14 protein-coding genes and 4 pseudogenes are annotated in these 16,120 nt (G+C 68.7%); 6 read left to right on the top strand and 12 right to left on the bottom strand.

The annotated features are described in order from the left end of the window. Positions 1–6: 6 nt before the first annotated feature. Entirely contained in the window at positions 7–354 is a 348-nt protein-coding gene (locus tag OG254_RS45170; RefSeq protein ID WP_405595682.1) for a hypothetical protein, read from the bottom strand. On the opposite strand from OG254_RS45170, the pseudogene OG254_RS45165 reads away from it, so the two are divergent. Then, positions 350–819, top strand: a pseudogene (locus OG254_RS45165) (hydroxylase); the annotation flags it as partial. The gene OG254_RS45170 and the pseudogene OG254_RS45165 overlap by 5 nt on opposite strands. Before the next feature lie 383 nt (positions 820–1,202). On the opposite strand, the gene OG254_RS45160 reads toward OG254_RS45165, so the two are convergent. From OG254_RS45160 to OG254_RS45125, 8 genes and pseudogenes are all read right to left on the bottom strand, one after another. Beyond that, entirely contained in the window at positions 1,203–3,344 is a 2,142-nt protein-coding gene (locus OG254_RS45160) for a xanthine dehydrogenase family protein molybdopterin-binding subunit (protein ID WP_405593561.1), read from the bottom strand. Beyond that, on the bottom strand, positions 3,344–4,318 hold the full coding sequence (locus OG254_RS45155) for an FAD binding domain-containing protein (RefSeq protein ID WP_405593560.1): 975 nt from the start codon (positions 4,316–4,318) through the stop codon (positions 3,344–3,346). Before OG254_RS45155 ends, OG254_RS45160 begins: the two co-directional genes overlap by 1 nt. Positions 4,319–4,321: 3 nt before the next feature. Further along, a complete protein-coding gene (locus OG254_RS45150; protein WP_405593559.1) occupies positions 4,322–4,927 on the bottom strand; it encodes a (2Fe-2S)-binding protein in 606 nt (201 codons plus the stop codon). Between the two features lie 126 nt (positions 4,928–5,053). Beyond that, entirely contained in the window at positions 5,054–5,422 is a 369-nt protein-coding gene (locus OG254_RS45145) for a hypothetical protein (protein ID WP_405593558.1), read from the bottom strand. Positions 5,423–5,661: 239 nt separating this feature from the next. Further along, positions 5,662–5,808 (bottom strand): hypothetical protein, encoded by a 147-nt coding sequence (locus tag OG254_RS45140; protein ID WP_405593557.1) that lies wholly within the window; start codon positions 5,806–5,808, stop codon positions 5,662–5,664. After that, a pseudogene (locus OG254_RS45135) lies at positions 5,805–6,113 on the bottom strand (transposase); the annotation flags it as partial. The pseudogene OG254_RS45135 and the gene OG254_RS45140, both read right to left, overlap by 4 nt. Positions 6,114–6,153: 40 nt before the next feature. Then, on the bottom strand, positions 6,154–6,630 hold the full coding sequence (locus OG254_RS45130) for a hypothetical protein (RefSeq protein ID WP_405593556.1): 477 nt from the start codon (positions 6,628–6,630) through the stop codon (positions 6,154–6,156). A gap of 83 nt (positions 6,631–6,713) precedes the next feature. Further along, positions 6,714–6,878 (bottom strand): annotated as a pseudogene (locus OG254_RS45125) (pirin family protein); the annotation flags it as partial. Between the two features lie 121 nt (positions 6,879–6,999). On the opposite strand from OG254_RS45125, the gene OG254_RS45120 reads away from it, so the two are divergent. Both OG254_RS45120 and OG254_RS45115 read left to right on the top strand, forming a co-directional pair. Beyond that, on the top strand, positions 7,000–8,127 hold the full coding sequence (locus OG254_RS45120) for a tyrosine-type recombinase/integrase (RefSeq protein WP_405593555.1): 1,128 nt from the start codon (positions 7,000–7,002) through the stop codon (positions 8,125–8,127). A gap of 537 nt (positions 8,128–8,664) precedes the next feature. Beyond that, entirely contained in the window at positions 8,665–8,961 is a 297-nt protein-coding gene (locus OG254_RS45115) for a hypothetical protein (RefSeq protein ID WP_405593554.1), read from the top strand. A gap of 211 nt (positions 8,962–9,172) precedes the next feature. On the opposite strand, the pseudogene OG254_RS45110 reads toward OG254_RS45115, so the two are convergent. Continuing rightward, positions 9,173–9,889, bottom strand: a pseudogene (locus OG254_RS45110) (IS256 family transposase); the annotation flags it as partial. A gap of 539 nt (positions 9,890–10,428) precedes the next feature. On the opposite strand from OG254_RS45110, the gene OG254_RS45105 reads away from it, so the two are divergent. From OG254_RS45105 to OG254_RS45095, 3 genes are all read left to right on the top strand, one after another. Further along, positions 10,429–10,707 (top strand): polyprenyl synthetase, encoded by a 279-nt coding sequence (locus tag OG254_RS45105; RefSeq protein ID WP_405593553.1) that lies wholly within the window; start codon positions 10,429–10,431, stop codon positions 10,705–10,707. Then, positions 10,700–11,752: a polyprenyl synthetase family protein gene (locus tag OG254_RS45100; protein WP_405593552.1), complete on the top strand. Its 1,053-nt coding sequence runs from the start codon at positions 10,700–10,702 to the stop codon at positions 11,750–11,752. The genes OG254_RS45105 and OG254_RS45100 overlap by 8 nt, the downstream gene beginning before the upstream one ends. 78 nt (positions 11,753–11,830) lie before the next feature. Continuing rightward, complete coding sequence (locus OG254_RS45095) at positions 11,831–12,991, top strand: oxygenase MpaB family protein (RefSeq protein ID WP_405593551.1); 1,161 nt, start codon at positions 11,831–11,833, stop codon at positions 12,989–12,991. A gap of 463 nt (positions 12,992–13,454) precedes the next feature. Here OG254_RS45095 and OG254_RS45090 read toward each other — a convergent pair whose 3' ends face one another. Continuing rightward, positions 13,455–14,534, bottom strand: coding sequence for a Rieske 2Fe-2S domain-containing protein (locus tag OG254_RS45090; RefSeq protein ID WP_405593550.1), 1,080 nt, complete (start codon positions 14,532–14,534; stop codon positions 13,455–13,457). After that, positions 14,531–16,057, bottom strand: coding sequence for a flavin-containing monooxygenase (locus OG254_RS45085; protein ID WP_405593549.1), 1,527 nt, complete (start codon positions 16,055–16,057; stop codon positions 14,531–14,533). Before OG254_RS45085 ends, OG254_RS45090 begins: the two co-directional genes overlap by 4 nt. Positions 16,058–16,120 lie beyond the last annotated feature (63 nt).

The raw sequence follows: 16,120 nt of genomic DNA, 5'->3' as shown, positions 1-16,120 counted from the left end.
AATACCCTACGCCCGGAGTCCCAGCTTGTCAACCAATCGGTTGAATAGCGACGTGCCGTCCGCGCGCGGCGTGAGGCGCCCGCTTCGCAGTTGGCCGTGGCGGCCGCTGATTCGCCGTGGGTGCACGGCGTAGGTCAGGTACGTCACCCGCGACGACGGCTCCGAACGGACCGGCTCCAGCGCGATCGAGAACTCGTCGACCAGGCAGGCCTCCAGGTGCTCCAGGATCGTCGCGCCGCCGCCGGCGATGCGGACGTCGCGTTCGGCGGCGGGCTCGCGGGCCTGGTCGAGGGCATGCTCGACGCCGTCGTTGACGGTCGCGCCCATGACACAGACGCAGAAGATTCTTGTCACCGGCCTCCATCTGAGCACCTTCGGCGGGCCCTACTTCGCCCCGCTGGAGACCGGCCCGCGGATCCTGGCGCTTGGCCCGCGGCGCCGGCGTACGCCGGGTCATCGTGCTTCACGGCGGCGGACCGTCCCTGCAGGAGGACGCCGTGCGTGCCGACGAGGGTGTGGACTGGACCGTGCTCATGCCGGTCGAGTTCATGGCCAACGCCCTGGAGTGGGCGGACATGATCGTGGCCCTCAGGTGAGGTCCGCGAGCCGCTGCTGGCCGTCGGCGACAAGGCAGCGACGATCGCCGCTGCCCGTGGCCGGGAGATCGCCGTGGTCGAGCTCACTGAGGAGCAGGCTGTGGCGCAGTGGCGGGCGACGGGCCACCCGGAGGACGTGATCGGCTTCCTGCTCGATGCATACGGGAACACCCCGGAGGTGGGCCGTACAGTCGTCGACACCGTCGAGAGGCTCACCGGCCGGAGCAATTGTCAAATTCCGTGGATGATGATGGCTACGGCGGAGTTCCGTGACCGCGAGGAACACCTCGACGATCGTCTCGACGGTGACGGCCCGCAGCAACTCGTCGCCGCAGCCGCGCCGCCAGGGGCGCCGGTCGGCGTTGAGGCGGGTGTGGGTGTCCAACTCGGGGTCGACGTCGTTCGGTTCGGACTCCGTCCACCAGCGGATGCCATCGGGCTATCGCGTACTCGTCGCCCGGTAGCGCTTCGGCTCGGGGAGACAGTGGAAAAGCACCGACGATCCGCTTATGCACTGCGGAACTTGTGCGCGAGGGGCGGCCCTTCCGGGTGCCGCTCGCGCCACAGCGTCGCGAGGTCATCCATGCAGGTCTAAGTAGTGGTAGGTCAAAGTAGTGCCTCAGGACGGATAGGCAGGTCCGTCAGGCGTTTGCCCGTCGCGTTGAACACCGCATTGCCGATGGCGGGCGCCACCCCGACGATGGTGATCTCACCGAGTCCCTTCACGCCGATCGGATCGGCCTGCGGGTCCTCGGTGTTGATGAAGGCGGCGTCGAGGTCGGGGACGTCCGCGTTCACCGGCACGAGATAGTCGGCGAGGCTCGCGTTGACGATGCGGCCGTCGCGGTGGTCGGTGACGGTGCCTTCGAGGAGGGCCATTCCGATGCCGCCGACCATGCCGCCGATGGCCTGGCTGTGGGCGAGTTTGGGGCTGATCACCCGCCCTACGTCGTACGCCGCGAAGATCCGCCGTACGCGGACGAGGCCCAGCAGGGGATCGACGGAGACTTCAGCGAAGACGGCTCCGTAGCCGTAGGTGGAGATCCTTGAATCTGCGTCGCCCGGGCCCCAGTTACCGGTGATTTCGAGGCTGGGCAGACCGGCGCGGCGCAGGATGTCCCGGTAGCTGTCCCGGGCGCCGGATGTCTCCAACCGGCCGTCGCGCACCTGCACATCCGCCGGATTGACGCCGTGGAGAGGCGAGTCGGGGTCCGCCACCGCCCTGCGGATGAACTCCGCCTTCAGCGCATTGCACGTGGTGTGCGCAGCCGAGCCCACGCTCGCCATGGTGCAGGCCGCCGCGTGCAGCGGCGCGGTGGGGTAGCTGGAGTCGCCCAGCCTGAAGGTGACCGCCGAGGCGGGCAGCCCCAGGGCGTCCGCGGCGACCTGCATGACCGAGGTGGTGGTGCCGGGGCCCATGTCCGCGGTGGCCGCGAAGACTTCGGCGGTGCCGTCGGCGTTGATCCGGGCCCGTGCACTGGAGTCGCGTCGGTTGTTGTGATAGCTCGCGGTGGCCATCCCCATGCCGATGAGCAGATCGCCGTCCGTGCGCGAGCCCGGCTTGGCACGCCTACGCGACCAGCCGAAGCGGCGCGACCCGGTCTCGTAGCACTCGCGCAACTTCCGTGTGGAGAAGTGGAGTTGGGAGACATCATCCCGGGTCGGCTCGTTCCGCAGCCGCAACTCGACCGGATCCACCGCCAGTTCATGCGCGAGCTGGTCCATCGCGGTTTCCAGGGCGAAGTTGCCGAGCACCACGCCCGGGCCTCGCATGGAGGCCGGAGAGTGGACGTCGACGGGCGTGACCCGGTAGGCGGTACTGGTGTTGGGGACCCCGTAGAGGAACTTCGGCAGGTCGGTCAGGCCGTCCGTGTAGGTCCGGTAGCGCGCGTTCTCGATACGGACCTCGTAGACGAGCGCGCTGACGCGCCCGGCCGTACTGCTGCCGAGGGCGATCCGGTGCCGGCTGGCCGGCCGGAACCCGGTGCCGTAATAGAACTGCCGCCTGGTCAGCACCACCTTGACGGGCCTGTCGACCTCGCGCGCGGCGAACGCGGCCAGGACGACATGGTCGTAGGTCTGGATTCCGCTGCCGAACCCGCCGCCCACGAACTCGTTGTGCACGCGTACGTCGCCGACGGCGATGCCGAGCGCGCCGGCCACCGTGCGCGCGGCGCCCTGTGACCACTGGGACTTGTCCCAGAGCGTCAGCCGTCTGTCCTGCCACCGGGCGATGGTCGAGGGCAGTTCGATGGGGTTGTGGTTCTCCCGGGCGCTGGTGAGTTCCAGGTCCACCTTCACCTGCGCCGAAGCCAGCGCGCCCGCCGGGTCGCCCCGGCTGTAGTCGGGCTCGTCGTCGGGTGTCTGCGAGGGGATGTCAGGGGCGTCGAAGTCGGTTACCGCGTCCTGACGTTCGTACGTCGCCTCGACCAGCGAGGCGCCATGGGTCGCCGCCTCCAGCGTCTGCGCGACGACGACGGCGATGGGCTGGCCGTAGAAGGCGATTCGATCGACGGGGTGGGCAAGTCGCAGGCTGGCGAAGTCGGTCAGGACGTGCAGGACGCCCGGGTGGCCGAGCGCCGCGTCCACCGAGATCCGGCTCACCGTGCCGCGGGCCACCGTGCCGTTGACGATCACGCCGTACAACAGGCCTTCGACGCGGTGCTCGGCCGAGTAGGTGGCCGTCCCGGTCACCTTGCGGCGGGCGTCCACGCGGGAGAGCGGCTGCCCGACGACGGTCGTCGCCATCACTGTCCTCCGATCGTCATGAGCTGGCGGCGCACGGTCCGTTCGACCAGCCGCACCTTGAAGGCGTTCTCGGACAGCGGTACGGCGCCCTCGGCCGCGAGGGCCGCGGCATCCGTCCACGTCCGGCGCCCCGGCCGCTTGCCGACGAGCGCCTCCTCCACCTTGGGCAGCCGCCACGGCACGGTCGCCACACCGCCGACGGCCACCCTGGCGCCCCGCACCACGCCGTCCCTGATGTCCAGCGCCACCGCCGCGGACGCGAGGGCGAACTCGTACGACTGTCTGTCGCGGACCTTCAGATAACCCGAGCGGCGCGTGTGCGCTCCCGTGGGGACGGTCAGGGAGGTGATGAGTTCGCCCGGCCGCAGCGAGTGCTCGTTCTGGGGCGTGTCCTGGGGGCGGAGGAAGAAGTCCTGGACCGGGATGGAGCGGGTGCCGTCCAGGCTCCGTACGTGGATCACGGCGTCCAGTGCCACGAGGGCAACTGCCAGGTCGGAGGGGTGAGTTGCCACGCAGTGGGTGCTCGTCCCCAGGATCGCCTGCATACGGTTGTCACCGTGCCGCGCATCGCAACCCGAGCCCGGGTCACGGCGGTTGCACGCGGAGTGGACGTCCCGGAAGTACGGACAGCGGGGCCGCTGCATGATGTTGCCTCCGATGGAGGCCATGTTGCGCAGCTGAGCCGAGGCGCCGAGTTCGAGGGCCTGCGACAGGAGGGGGTATGTGGCGCGCACCTCCGGATGCGCGGCGAGCTCGCTCATCCGGACCAGGGAACCGACGTGCAGCCCTTGTCGGGTGACGGTGATGTCCTTGTACGGCAGCCCGTTGATGTCGACCAGGTGCGCGGGGCGCTCGACGGTCTCCCGCATGAGGTCGACCAGTGTGGTCCCGCCGGCGATGTAACGGCCGTTGCCCGCACCGGCGTTGAGCGCGGCGGTGACGGTGGAGACTCGGCTGAAGGCGAAGGGATGCACGCGTCATGCCTCCTTGGCCGTCTGCTCGATGGCGGAGACGATGTTCGTGTACGCCCCGCACCGGCAGAGGTTGCCGCTTATCCACTCGCGGATCTCGGCTCGGGAGCCGGTGTGGCCCTCGGCGATACAGGCGACGCCCGACATGACCTGCCCCGGCGTGCAGTAGCCGCACTGAAGGCCGTCGTGGTCGATGAACGCCTGTTGCAGCGGGTGCAGTTGCTCGCCCCGGGCGAGCCCCTCGATCGTGGTGACGCGCGCGTCCTGGTGCATCACGGCGAGGGTGAGACAGGCGTTCACCCTCCGGTCGTCCACGAGCACCGTGCAGGCTCCGCAGGCGCCCTGGTCGCAGCCCTTCTTCGCGCCGGGGAGGTCCAGGTGCTCGCGGAGGAGGTCGAGGAGTGAGGTGCGGTTGTCGACCTGGGCGGTGCGCTGCTCGCCGTTGACTGTCAGACGGACGGTGGAGAGCCGGTCGGCCGGCGCGGGTGTGGATGTGGATGTGGATGTGGGCAGGCGATCTGGAGTCAGCAGGGGTAGACCGGCCGCCGCTGCCGACGCCGCGACGAAGGTTCGTCGTTTGAGCGTGGTTGCCTCGTCGAACGTTTCCGACATGCGTGATGCACCCTCCCGGTCGAAACACGCGGCATGTGATGACACCAGGTGTCATGGGTATCGAGAGCGACGTAGAGCGACAGGGAGAGGCGTGGCTGTGGCTGTACCTGTGGCCGTACGTGTGGCTTACGGCGCGAGCGGGGCCGCGACCGCGGCCCTGAGTTCCTGCACGGATTCACGCAGCAGGGCGTGCAGGTCCTGTGTCTCCGGACCCTCGATCCAGCATTCGCGCGCGGCTCTCCATGCGGCGGCACCCGCCGCGGCGGTCAGGAAGGCGGTCCGCGGCGCGACACCGCGCTCGCACAACGCCTCGGTCACGGCCGCACTGGTCGCGGCGAACTTGGTCAGCTCTCGTTCCCGGAGCTCCGGGTTGGCCACGATGACGGCTCGGCGACGCCGGGCGTGCGCATGCGCCGTGTTCACCATGTCCACAGCGGCGCCGTACCCCTCCAGGACGACGGCGAGCGGCGAGAGGTCGGCCGGTGCGGCGGTCATTGCGTCGACGATCACCTGGTGAATCCGGGCCGAGAGCGGGAACAGCACCTCGCGCTTGTCGGGGAAGTGACGGAAGAACGTCCGCTTCGTCAGACCGGCCCGCTCGGCGATCTCGGCGACCGTGGTGTCCTCGAAGCCGCGCTCCTCGTACAGCTCAAGCGCGGCCCGCGACAGTCAGCCCGCTGCGTCCGGCATCCATCGACCCATGTCACTCATCCTAGTGATGACACTCGATGTCATCAGATGCACGGTGATGGCGCCTGGGCCTGTTGGCGCAGTTGGCCGTGCAGGTGGGCGAGAAACTTGCGCTGCGGGTCCTGGCCGCACGGAAAAAGCGGCCCGTCGACTTCGACGAACCGCAGCGGGCTTTTTACCTGATCGGTCATGCTGCACTGGCCCCCGCACGCTCGATGAGGACGCCGCGCTCGAAACGAGCCCCGGCTCGGACGAGGGCGACTAGGTACGGCGCATCCACGGCCCGCCACCGCTGCTGGGCGGACTCGACGAGCTTGAAGACCATGGCCAGGGCGGCAGCGCGGGAGCTGGCCCCTCGGGTGACCTTGATCCGTAGCCGGACGGTGGAGAACGTCGACTCGATCGGATTCGTGGTCCGCACGTGGATCCAGTGCTCGGCCGGGAAGTTGAAGAACGCCGGCAGCTCGGTCTCGTCGTCGGTGATCTTCTTGACGGCAGCCGCTTGGGCCACGGTGATCGCCGGCTCCGGTGCGCCGTCACCCGTGGGTGAACGGCCAGGTCGGCTCAGTGCCGCGCGCGGTCGTGGAAAGGCCGGCGACGATGATGGCGGCCACCGCTTCGGCGTGGCGCCGGATGTCCTCTGCTCCCGGAGGCTGGGGAGCGCCGAGGAGTGCGGATTCGACGGGGCTGGCGTTGAGGGCGCCGCTGCCCTGAACCACCAGGTAGTGGAGGGTGGCGTAGGGCACGGGGCGGATTCGGCCGTCGGCGATGAGCCGGTTCAGGCGGCGTTCGAGCGGCAGGCGTAGCGGGCCGATGAGGTACTCGAAGATGTAACGCATGCGAGGGCCGTCGATGGCTCCCTCGCGGGTCATGTTGCGCACCAACTCGGGGTGCGCTGCCGAGAACATGACCTGGTGGATGATCCCTTGGTACAGGACGCCGAGGTCGTCGAGGCCGGGATCTTCCGCTAGTCGGCGCCAGGCGCTCTTGGTCTGGGTCAGGACGTGCTCCATCGCCGCGAGACAGGTGGAAGGCAGTAGGAATTACCCGACCGCCTTCCGCCCAGCGGCCACCGAAGCTGGCGCGTTCCCCCAGGTCAGCGCACTCTTCCCCGCGGCTTCAACGCCACCGCCGGCAGCTCAGGGGCAGGCAGCGGGTCCCCGTCGTACCCCTTCACCTCCCCGAACCGCGAGCCTTCCATCCAGTCCTGACGCGCCTGCACGATCTCCTCCTGCGACCGTCCGATCCAGTTCCAGAACATAGCGGATCCTGCGCGCATCAGTGCAGGTCAGCGCTGTTCCGAGCCGGTGAGGGTCAGCAAGCTGCCAGCATCGGTCGTGGAGGAGTCAGCAACCATGGGTTCCGCTGTTCTGGTTCGTGGGATGGGTTCGTTGTTCAAGGAGTGTGAGCATCCGCGGTCGCGGTGGTCGAAGTGCCCTCACCCTTACAAGGTCCGGTACCGGTCGGCGGCGGGGCGGCAGTTGGAGGAGTCCGGGTTCGCGACCCAGGATGCGGCCATCGAGCGTTTGACGGAAATCTACAAGGCGAAGAAGGCGGCCCCTCGGGGCCAGGCGAAGGCGGAGCGGATCGCCCGGTACGGCGCGATGCGGTTTGAGGAGTACGCCGGCGAGTGGAAGGCCGGGCAGCGGGATCTGGGGCCGGCGTCTGTGGTGCACCTGGATTCGCTGCTGAACATCCATCTGCTGCCGCTGCTGGGCAGCCGGCGGATGAACTCCTTCGACCACAAGGTGGTCGAGGGCTTTCTGCAGACCATGGAACGTAACGGCATCGGCCTGGCCGCCCAGGCGAACGCCTTCGACAAGCTCAAGGCGATCCTGCTGGACGCGAACCGGCTCGGGCTGTTCGACGACAACCCGGTGGCCGGGGTGAAGCCGCCGCAGTACGACCCCAAGCGAGTGGTGATCCCCTCACCGGAGCAGTTGCGGCAGATACGCACCGCGGGCGACGACAGCTTCCTGCTGGTCGCCGATCTGATGAGCGGGTGCGGCATGCGCAACGGTGAGGCGTTCGCGGTCAACCTCGACAACATCGTCGCCGACGACGTCTACCGCATCACCGAGCAGGTCAACCGGACCACCTGCCAGTACGAGCGGCTCAAGCACCGCAAGGTGGGCGAGTACCGGGACGTGCCCCTGCCCGCGCGGGTGAGGCAGACCATCGAGTGGTACGCCGCCAAGCACGGCACCGTCGACGGCTACCTGCTGCGCCACCCGAGCGACCCGTCCCGCACGTTCCCGCACTACCACATCGCCAACCAGTGGCAGCGGATCAAGAAGGCCGGTCAGGTCGACATCCCTGATGGGGTGGTCGTCTACGGCATGCGGCACTTCTTCGCCTCCAACTGCCTCACGCACGGCATTCCCATCACCGACGTCGCCGAGTGGATGGGCCACAAGACCATCGAGATCACCTTCAAGATCTACCGGCATCTCATGCCCGGCTCCATCAGCAAAGCCGCCAAGATCCTCAACCTCGGCCTCGCCGCATGAAGGCACGCTTCGCGTAGCAGGAGGAGCGGTTCAGACATCGCCAAGCGCGTAGGCACCGACGCTGCCTCAACTACAGCGACGCCCAGGCCGACCACCGGCCGCACCTACCGCGTTGCGACCGCCGACCTCCGTCGCGTCCTCGGCATCGAGGAGAACACCGAGCACGCCCCGGCGGCCTGACCGCCGTCCCACAGACCGCTGCCCATCCCCCCATCAGCGGGCCCGGTCTCCCCCCTCCCCCAGAGGCCGGACCCGCTGCCTTGCGCCCGACGCCTTCAAAGCGGTCACCGGCCAAGTGCCGCCTCCCGCGCGGCGCGTGACCAGATGGCCTGCTGCCAAGCGTTGAAGCCCCTACGGTTCCAATGGAAGAGCACATGCCGGGCAAGGACGCTCCGCAGACCGAGCCCAAGATCGACGCGCTCCTGGCCCGCATCACCGACCGCGAGCCGCACCTCCGACTCGCGGCCTGACGACCAGAATTTCCGGCCGCGTGTACTAGGATCCGCCGCTAGCATCACTCGATCGATAGGAGGCCCGATGATCGGCGTGCTCGTGACTTTCACGCAGACCGACAAGTTCGATCGTTCAACTATCGCAAAGATTGCCGGCGAACTCCGAGGACCTTTCGAAGGCATGGCCGGCCTTCGCTTCAAGAGCTTCATGCTCGACGAAGACGGCGTTCAGGCAAGGAACTTCTACGTGTGGGATGACGAGGAGAAAGGCCGCGCCTTCTTCACGGAGGAGCTCGTCGACAAGGTGACGGGGATTTATGGCGTCCCGCCCAAAATCGAATATCTCGATATCGTGGGGTTCGTCGACAACTCTGGCACCTGATTCTCAAGGAGGCTGTCGCACAAACCTTTGCTGTCCAGGCCGTTTTGGACCATCGGGGCATGCCACAGAACATCCTCACATGCGATCGAGACCACGCGCTGCTGCACCCCTGCAGCCCCCTGACCTGCGCGACTGGCTGCCCGAGGACCACCTCGCCTGGTTCGTGATCGAGGCGATCGAACAGCTCCACCTCGAGCCCTCGGCGCCCGTTGACCCGGCCCATGTACGCGTCGGAGGTGACCAGTTGGACGCCGGACAGGCCGCGGGCGATCAGGGAGCGCAGGAAGGCCAGCCAGCCGGCGCCGCCCTAGGCGGTGGCCACGTCCAGGCCGAGGATCTCGCGGTGGCCGTCGGCGTTGACGCCGACCGCGATGAGCACGTGGCCGTCGATGATGCGGCCGCTCTCGCGGACGTTCTGGGTCCGGGCATCGACCCAGACGAATGCGTAGGGGCCGGCGTCCAAGGGGCGGTTACGAAACGCGGCGACCTGCTCGTTCAGGTGCTTGGCCATCGCGCTGACCTGGAGCTTCGACATCTGGGTGACGCCCAGGGACTCGGCGAGCTTTTCCACTCGGCGGGTGGAGACACCCAACAGGTAGGCGGTGGCGACCACGCTGATGAGGGCCTGCTCGGCACGCCGCCTGCGTTCCAGCAGCCATTGTGGAAAGTAGCTCCCGCTGCGTAGCTTGGGGATGGCGAGCTCGACGGTGCCCGCCCGGGTGTCCCACTCGCGCGGACGGTATCCGTTGCGGTGGTTGACTCGCTCGTCGCTGACCTGGCCGTAGTCGTCGTTGCAGAGGCCATCGGCCTCCGCGGACTTCAGCGCATCGGCGAACGTCTTGACCATCGCGCGCAGCAGATCGGGACTCGCCGCGGCGAGGTTGTCCTCGGCGAGGGCGCGCAGGGGCACACTGTCTGGTGCGGTCATCGTGCTGATCTCCTTCAAGCTTCGACACCTCGAAGATCAGCCGGTGGCCGTTCATCTATGCGGGCCTCATCCCAACGCCGGAGCAAACCCCCGGATCGTGTCGAACCCATACACCACTTCCCTGGACGCAACCCCCGTCTTCCAGCACACACCCAATGGCTCCTGCTCAAACCTGACTTCCCAGTCCCTCGGGGCCCTCGGCCCCGGCTGGACTCTGCGCCACTTGCCGGGTGCGCAACGAGCCATGCAGAGCCCGCAGCTCAGGATGACAGGAGGGCTTCGGCTTCTCCTTCCGCCATTCACGGCTCGTCCGCTCACTGCAGGCAGCAGTCCGTGCTCACTTGCACCTCGCGGTTATGAGAAAAGAGGGGACCGGACGTCCGCCGTCCGAAGAAATGGCCCCTGTCACAGGTACGCGCACATGCGTGCGGTGTGATCACTCGTTGGTGAGTTCCCCCTTTCTCTGGCCCGGTGCGGCGCGAGCCTGTGCAGGATGGAGGGCGACCTGAGCCGTCCGGAGGTCCTGTGGGGGAGATGGCATGACGGGAGAAGGCGGGCGCCGCGGGGGCCCGCACGAGCAGGCTGTGTTACTGGCGGCTGGGTTTGCCGATCTGGCGGTTAGCACGGTGGGGTCGGCCGTGGGGACGGTGCGGGGGCTGCTGCGCCGCTCGGACGCGGCGCAGCTGGCGGCGGATGCGGAGCAGGATCTGATGGCGCGCGGACGCTTGGTGCTGGACCGGTACGCGGCCGTGCCGCCGGCCCGTCTTGAGGTTCTCGCCCGGCACGTGGTGGCGCGGCAGGCCCGTGGCGGTGCCTGACCCGTACGAGCCGGCCGCGTTCAAAGCGCGTATCGACGAGGTGGTGCGCGGCTTCGTGGCGCAGGAGGCCGAGCAGCTCGTCGCGGTGGATGCGGATCTGGGGCCGGTGGCCGATCAGGTCGAGGTGGCGGTAGCCGGGGGCAAGCGGCTGCGGGCTGCGTTCTGCTACTGGGGCTGGCGGGCGGTCGGGCAACCGGACAGTGACGCCATGGTGCGCGCTGCGGCCTCCATGGAGCTGGTGCACGCCGCGGCGGTGGTGCATGACGATCTCATCGATGACAGTCCGCTGCGCCACGGTCGTCCCACCGCGCACGTCGCCCTGCGTAGCGCTGTGCGTCGCCGCCCGCGGGCGGCGACCGCCGCCCGGTCACTGGCGATGCTGGTCGGGGATCTGCTGATGGCAATGGCCGGGCAGCTGTTCGCCGCAAGTGGTCTACCGGCCGCCTACTTGGCGCGGGCCCGCCCGTTGTGGGCGGCACTGGCCAGGGAACTGATCGCGGGTGAGTGCCTGGAGATCCTGCGCACCGGGGCCACCCCGGACACCTCCGCTTCCTTGCAGGTGATCCGGTACAAGACCGCCAAGTACACCGTCGAGCAGCCCCTGCTGATCGGCGGTGCCTTGGCCGGCGCCGGCGAACGGCTGCGCGAGGGTTACTCCCGCTACGGGCTGGCGCTTGGTGAGGCATTCCAGCTACGGGATGACCTGCTGGGCCTCTTCGGTGACCCGGACCGCACCGGCAAGGCGAACCTGGACGATCTGCGCGCACACCGGCCCACCGCCCTGCTGGCCGAGACCTGGCGGATGGCCGGTGACACCGACCGCAAACACCTGCGCGCCCTCCTGGGGCGGCGCGACCTGGACACGGACGGCCTGGAGGCGGTGCGCGAGGTGATGCGCCGGCTGAAGGCTCCCGACCGGATCGAAGAAATGATCACGGTGCGGGTCAGGGATGCTCTCGACGCGCTCGACGATCTGGACCTGCCCGCACCTGCTGCCGCGGCCCTGACTGACCTCGCACACTCCGCAGCGGCCCGGCGTCACTGACGCCTCGGAGAGCACCTCAACACAGTGCCTCGTCCCTGCCCCCTCCCGCTTACCGCGAAAGGACTAGGAGCCCCGCACATGACCTACACCGAGGTGTCGATGGACGCGCTGCGGCCGGAGGGTGACGAACTCGCCGATGCCACCGTGGCCACGCTGTTCGAGCGCGGGGAGGTGGGGAAGTTCAACGCCCTGATGCGGTATGTCTCCACCGCCGGTGCGCCGCTGCCGGACGGGCTGCCGGAGGTGGCGCGGGAGTACCTGGAGGCCACGAGCGCGCCGCCGTCGTGGGTCGAATGGGGGGAGATGGAGAAGGCGAGGCTGTTCTTCATCGACAACAACGTGCACATCTCCACCGCGCTGTCCTTCGCCTCGATGCCCGCCTGCTACGTCGTCCCGCACGTGGCCAGACTCCTGTCGGCCACGCACTCGCTGAAGTACCCCTCCAAACGCATGGCGGAGACCGGGCAGTTCACCGTCTATCTCATGCAGCCCGGCGCCTTCGAAGCGGGTAGCCGCTTCATCCCCGCCGCGCAGAAGGTCCGTCTCCTGCACGCCTCCATCCGCCACCATCTGGGGCGCGAGAACCGCTGGGACACCGAGGCGCTGGGGGTGCCGATCTGCCAGGAGGACATGATCGGCGGGCAGATGTTCTTCTCCCTGCTCGTCCTGGACTCCCTGCACCGCCTCGGCATCCACATGAGTACCGAAGGGGCCCAGGCGTACTTCTACGCCTGGCGGGTCGTCGGGGCGATGCTGGGCGTCGACCAGGACGCCGTCCCCCAGGACCTCCAGCAGGCCCGCCAGTTCCTGGACCTGTACATGATCCGGCACATGGGGCCCTCCGAGGAGGGCGCGCACCTGATGCGGCAGCTGATCGACCTGTACGAGGAGGTCGTGCCCGGCACGTTCTTCGACCCGATCGTCTCCGCTCTCATCCGCTACCTCATCGGCGACACCTGTGGCGACTGGCTCCAGGTCCCCCGCACCTCCTGGGACACCGTCGTCAAGGCCGTCCCGCACCTCCTCGGCGTCCTGGAGACCGTCGAGGACCGCTCTCCACTCGGTGCGTGGGCCCTGGACCGCGTCGGCCACCTCGCCACCGTCTTCGAGCTGTCCTCCCTCACCCGTGGCCGCGTCATGCACTACGCCATCCCCGAGCAACTCAAGAAGGACTACGGCGTCTCCCGAACGGTGTCCCGAAACCACCGCTGGATCCCGCCCGCCCCCACCACCCTCTGACGCGGCATCGCACGGAACTCGCCTGCAGCCGCGACCAACGTCGACATCTGCCCCGAGGCCGTGAAAGGGTGCGCCATCAGGTCCACGCCGGTCATGGTGGTATTCAACGGGGGCGACAAGGCCGGGCGGGCGTGGTGCCCACCCGGCCGCAGCCGAACACTGCGACAGGGCCCTTGAACAGGGCTCTGGAACAGGCCATCAGGCGATGGTGACACCGCCCGGCCGATTGGCGTCGGTCCGTACGGCGGGACCAGGACGGGCTTGAGGGCGAAGTGACGGTGCGATCCGGTCTGGACCGGACGGTCCGAGGGGTGCTCACGAGCATGCCCACAGGCTCCTGGCCCTCGTTGAACTCCACGTCCTCCGGGTGAAACTCCAGCTTGCCCGGATGCGCTCGCGAGAGCAGTAGCGGGGCGGGGGCCAGGCGGTGGGTCCTGGCTGATGCTCGTGGGCTGCCCAGTCGTCAGGTGTTTCCGGAGGTGACTTCCTCCGTGGATCCCTCCGTGGCCGGGGGAAGATTGCGCCGGTAGAAACGCCGATAAGCACGGAGAGTGGGCCCGTCCGCGACCGACCACAGGTCCTTGGCCACCGGGCGCATCCAGCGCAGGATCTCGAAGTCGGCATGGTGGTTGCGCCTGACCAGGCGCCATAGGAAGGCCGCCCAGAGGCGGTTGGCCGGCCAGAGCAGCCAGTCGGGTCCGAGTTTGCGGACGATCAGGCTCCATGTCGCGATCGTGACGCCGGGACGTACGGGGCTCACGGCGGCGACGAAGGCCATCCGGGGTGGCTTGTCGTCCGGGTACGGGCCCGGCTGCGGAGTGGCCACCGCGGTGGTCGGGCTCGCCATCTCGACCAGGACGTACGGGCGGAAGTGGTGGATACGGGTGCCGTCCTCCTCGGCGGGCTGGATCCGGAAGGAGAAGTGGCGTCCTTCGTCGCGCAGTTGGACGGCGGTCATCTTTCGCCCCGGGCTGTGTGTGTAGGGCCAGTGCGAGACGTCGGTCACGTGTTCACCGATCGGGAGGAGATCCGCGTGGCAGACGAGCACCTCACCGGCCAGGCAGAGGTGGCGACGGCGGTCCTCGGCGAAGCTCAGCTGGCTCATGGGCTCCGGGGTCGGTGACCCGTGCCAGAACCAGATGATGCCTCCCTGCTCGGTCACGGGGACGCTGTGCTGCACGGCCCGGGAGGGGATACGGTCAGCGCCGGGGATCTTCCGGCACGCTCCCTCCGTATCGAACTCCCAGGCGTGGAAGCCGCAAACCAGCCTCTCCTCGCGTACCCGGCCGCACCGGCTGAGGTCGGCGCCCATGTGACAGCACTGGCTGTCGATCATCCCGACCTGCCCGCCGCGTGTGCGGAACAGCGCGTACCGCCGGGCCATGTAGGTGACGGGAACCACCTGGCCGGGGCGAAGATGCCGGCTGAACCGGGCGAAGTACCAGCCCGTGGGACAGGGGTCCTGCTCGCCACCGCCCCCGAAGAGAAGAAGATGGTCAAGTTCCCGGTCGTACGGCTGTGGCCTGGGGCGCCGCCTGGTCATGCGGTGATTCCTTCCTCATCCGCCGGGAAGCTGCCTTCCGCCGCCGCCCTGGGTGCGGGCACGGGAGCAGGGGTGGAGGGTGTGCGGCAGGTGTAGGCGGCGGCGTCGAAGCGATTCAGCGAGCGGATGAGGCGGCCGGTGGTCCAGGGCCAGCAGAAGGTGTTCCGGCCGCTGGGGTGGAAGTAGTAGCTGGAGCATCCGCCCGCGTTGTACACGGTGGTCCGCAGTGCTTCCTGGACCGCGGTGTTGTAGACGGCCTGGACGGCTGGTCTGACGTCCATGGAGGCGTGGCCTTCGCGGCGCAGGTGCCTGAGTGCGGCAGCCAGGTAGGCGAGTTGGGCTTCGAGGACGCTGATGGCGGAGGTGGAGCCGGAAAGGAGGTTGGGGCCCAGGAGGAGAAAGAGGTTGGGGAACCCGCTGACGCTGGTGCCGAGGTATGCCTGAGGACCATCCCCGGACCAGGTCTCGTCCAGCGTCCGGCCGTCCGTGCCGTGCACGCTGCGGGCCAGCGGCAACTCGCCGACGCGGAAGCCGGTGGCGGTGATCACCACGTCGGCCTCGATCGCGGTGCCGTCGGCACCGATGAGGTGCCGACCGCGTACGGAGGACACAGCGGTGGAGTGGAGGTGGACGTGGGGCTGGACCAGGGCAGGGTAGAACGTGCTCGACGTCAGCAGACGCTTGCAGCCCAGGCGGTAGTCGGGCGTCAGCGCCCGGCGCAGCTCCGGGTCACGGAACGTGAGCCGCAGATGAGCCTTGGCCGCGGCCTGGAGAGGGCCTGCCAGCCGTGGGTGGCGGAGAACCAAGCCGAGGCCCTCTTGCAGGCCGTACTGGCCGGCCCGCAGGGTGTGCCGGACGCCGGGAATGCGGTCCAAACCCCGGTTGACGGCCTCGGGAACCCCCAGGTCGGGCTTGGGCAGCAGCCACTGTGCAGTGCGCTGGAAGAGGTGTACGGCCGCCGCCCGGTCCTCGATGGCCGGGACGAGCTGGACAGCGGAGGCGCCACTGCCGACGACGGCCACGCGTCGGCCCGTGAGATCTACGGAGTGGTCCCATTCAGCGGTGTGGAACACCGGCCCGGGGAACTCGTCCAGCCCCGGCACGTCGAGCCGCCGTGGTTCATGCCACGGTCCGGTGGCCAGGACCAGAACCCTGGCGCGGTACTCGCCGTCGGTGGTCTGCACCAGCCAGCGCCCCGTGTTCTGGTCCCACCGGGCCTTAACGACACGGACGCCGCACCGCAGCACCTCACCGACTCCGTAACGGTCCGCGGTCGTTCGCAGGTAGTCATGGATCTCCCGCTGCCCGGCGAAGATCCTGCTCCACCGCGCGTCGGGGGTGAAGGAGTAGGAGTACAGCGAGGACGGGACATCGCAGGCGCACCCCGGGTAGGTGTTCTCCCGCCAGGTTCCCCCGAGCTGCGACGCCTTCTCCAGCACCACAAGGTCACGCCAGCCCTCCTGGCGCAGCCGGATCGCGGCACCGATGCCGGAGAACCCGGCGCCGACCACCACCACCTGCACATCCCCGCCCCCTCGCGGCCGGGCATCACGTGCGGGCTCAGGCAGAAACGACACAGTTCCCCC

Source organism: Streptomyces sp. NBC_01092 (assembly GCF_045039535.1).
Classification (GTDB): Bacteria; Actinomycetota; Actinomycetes; order Streptomycetales; family Streptomycetaceae; genus Streptomyces.
This window is presented reverse-complemented; position numbering and strand designations above follow the sequence as displayed.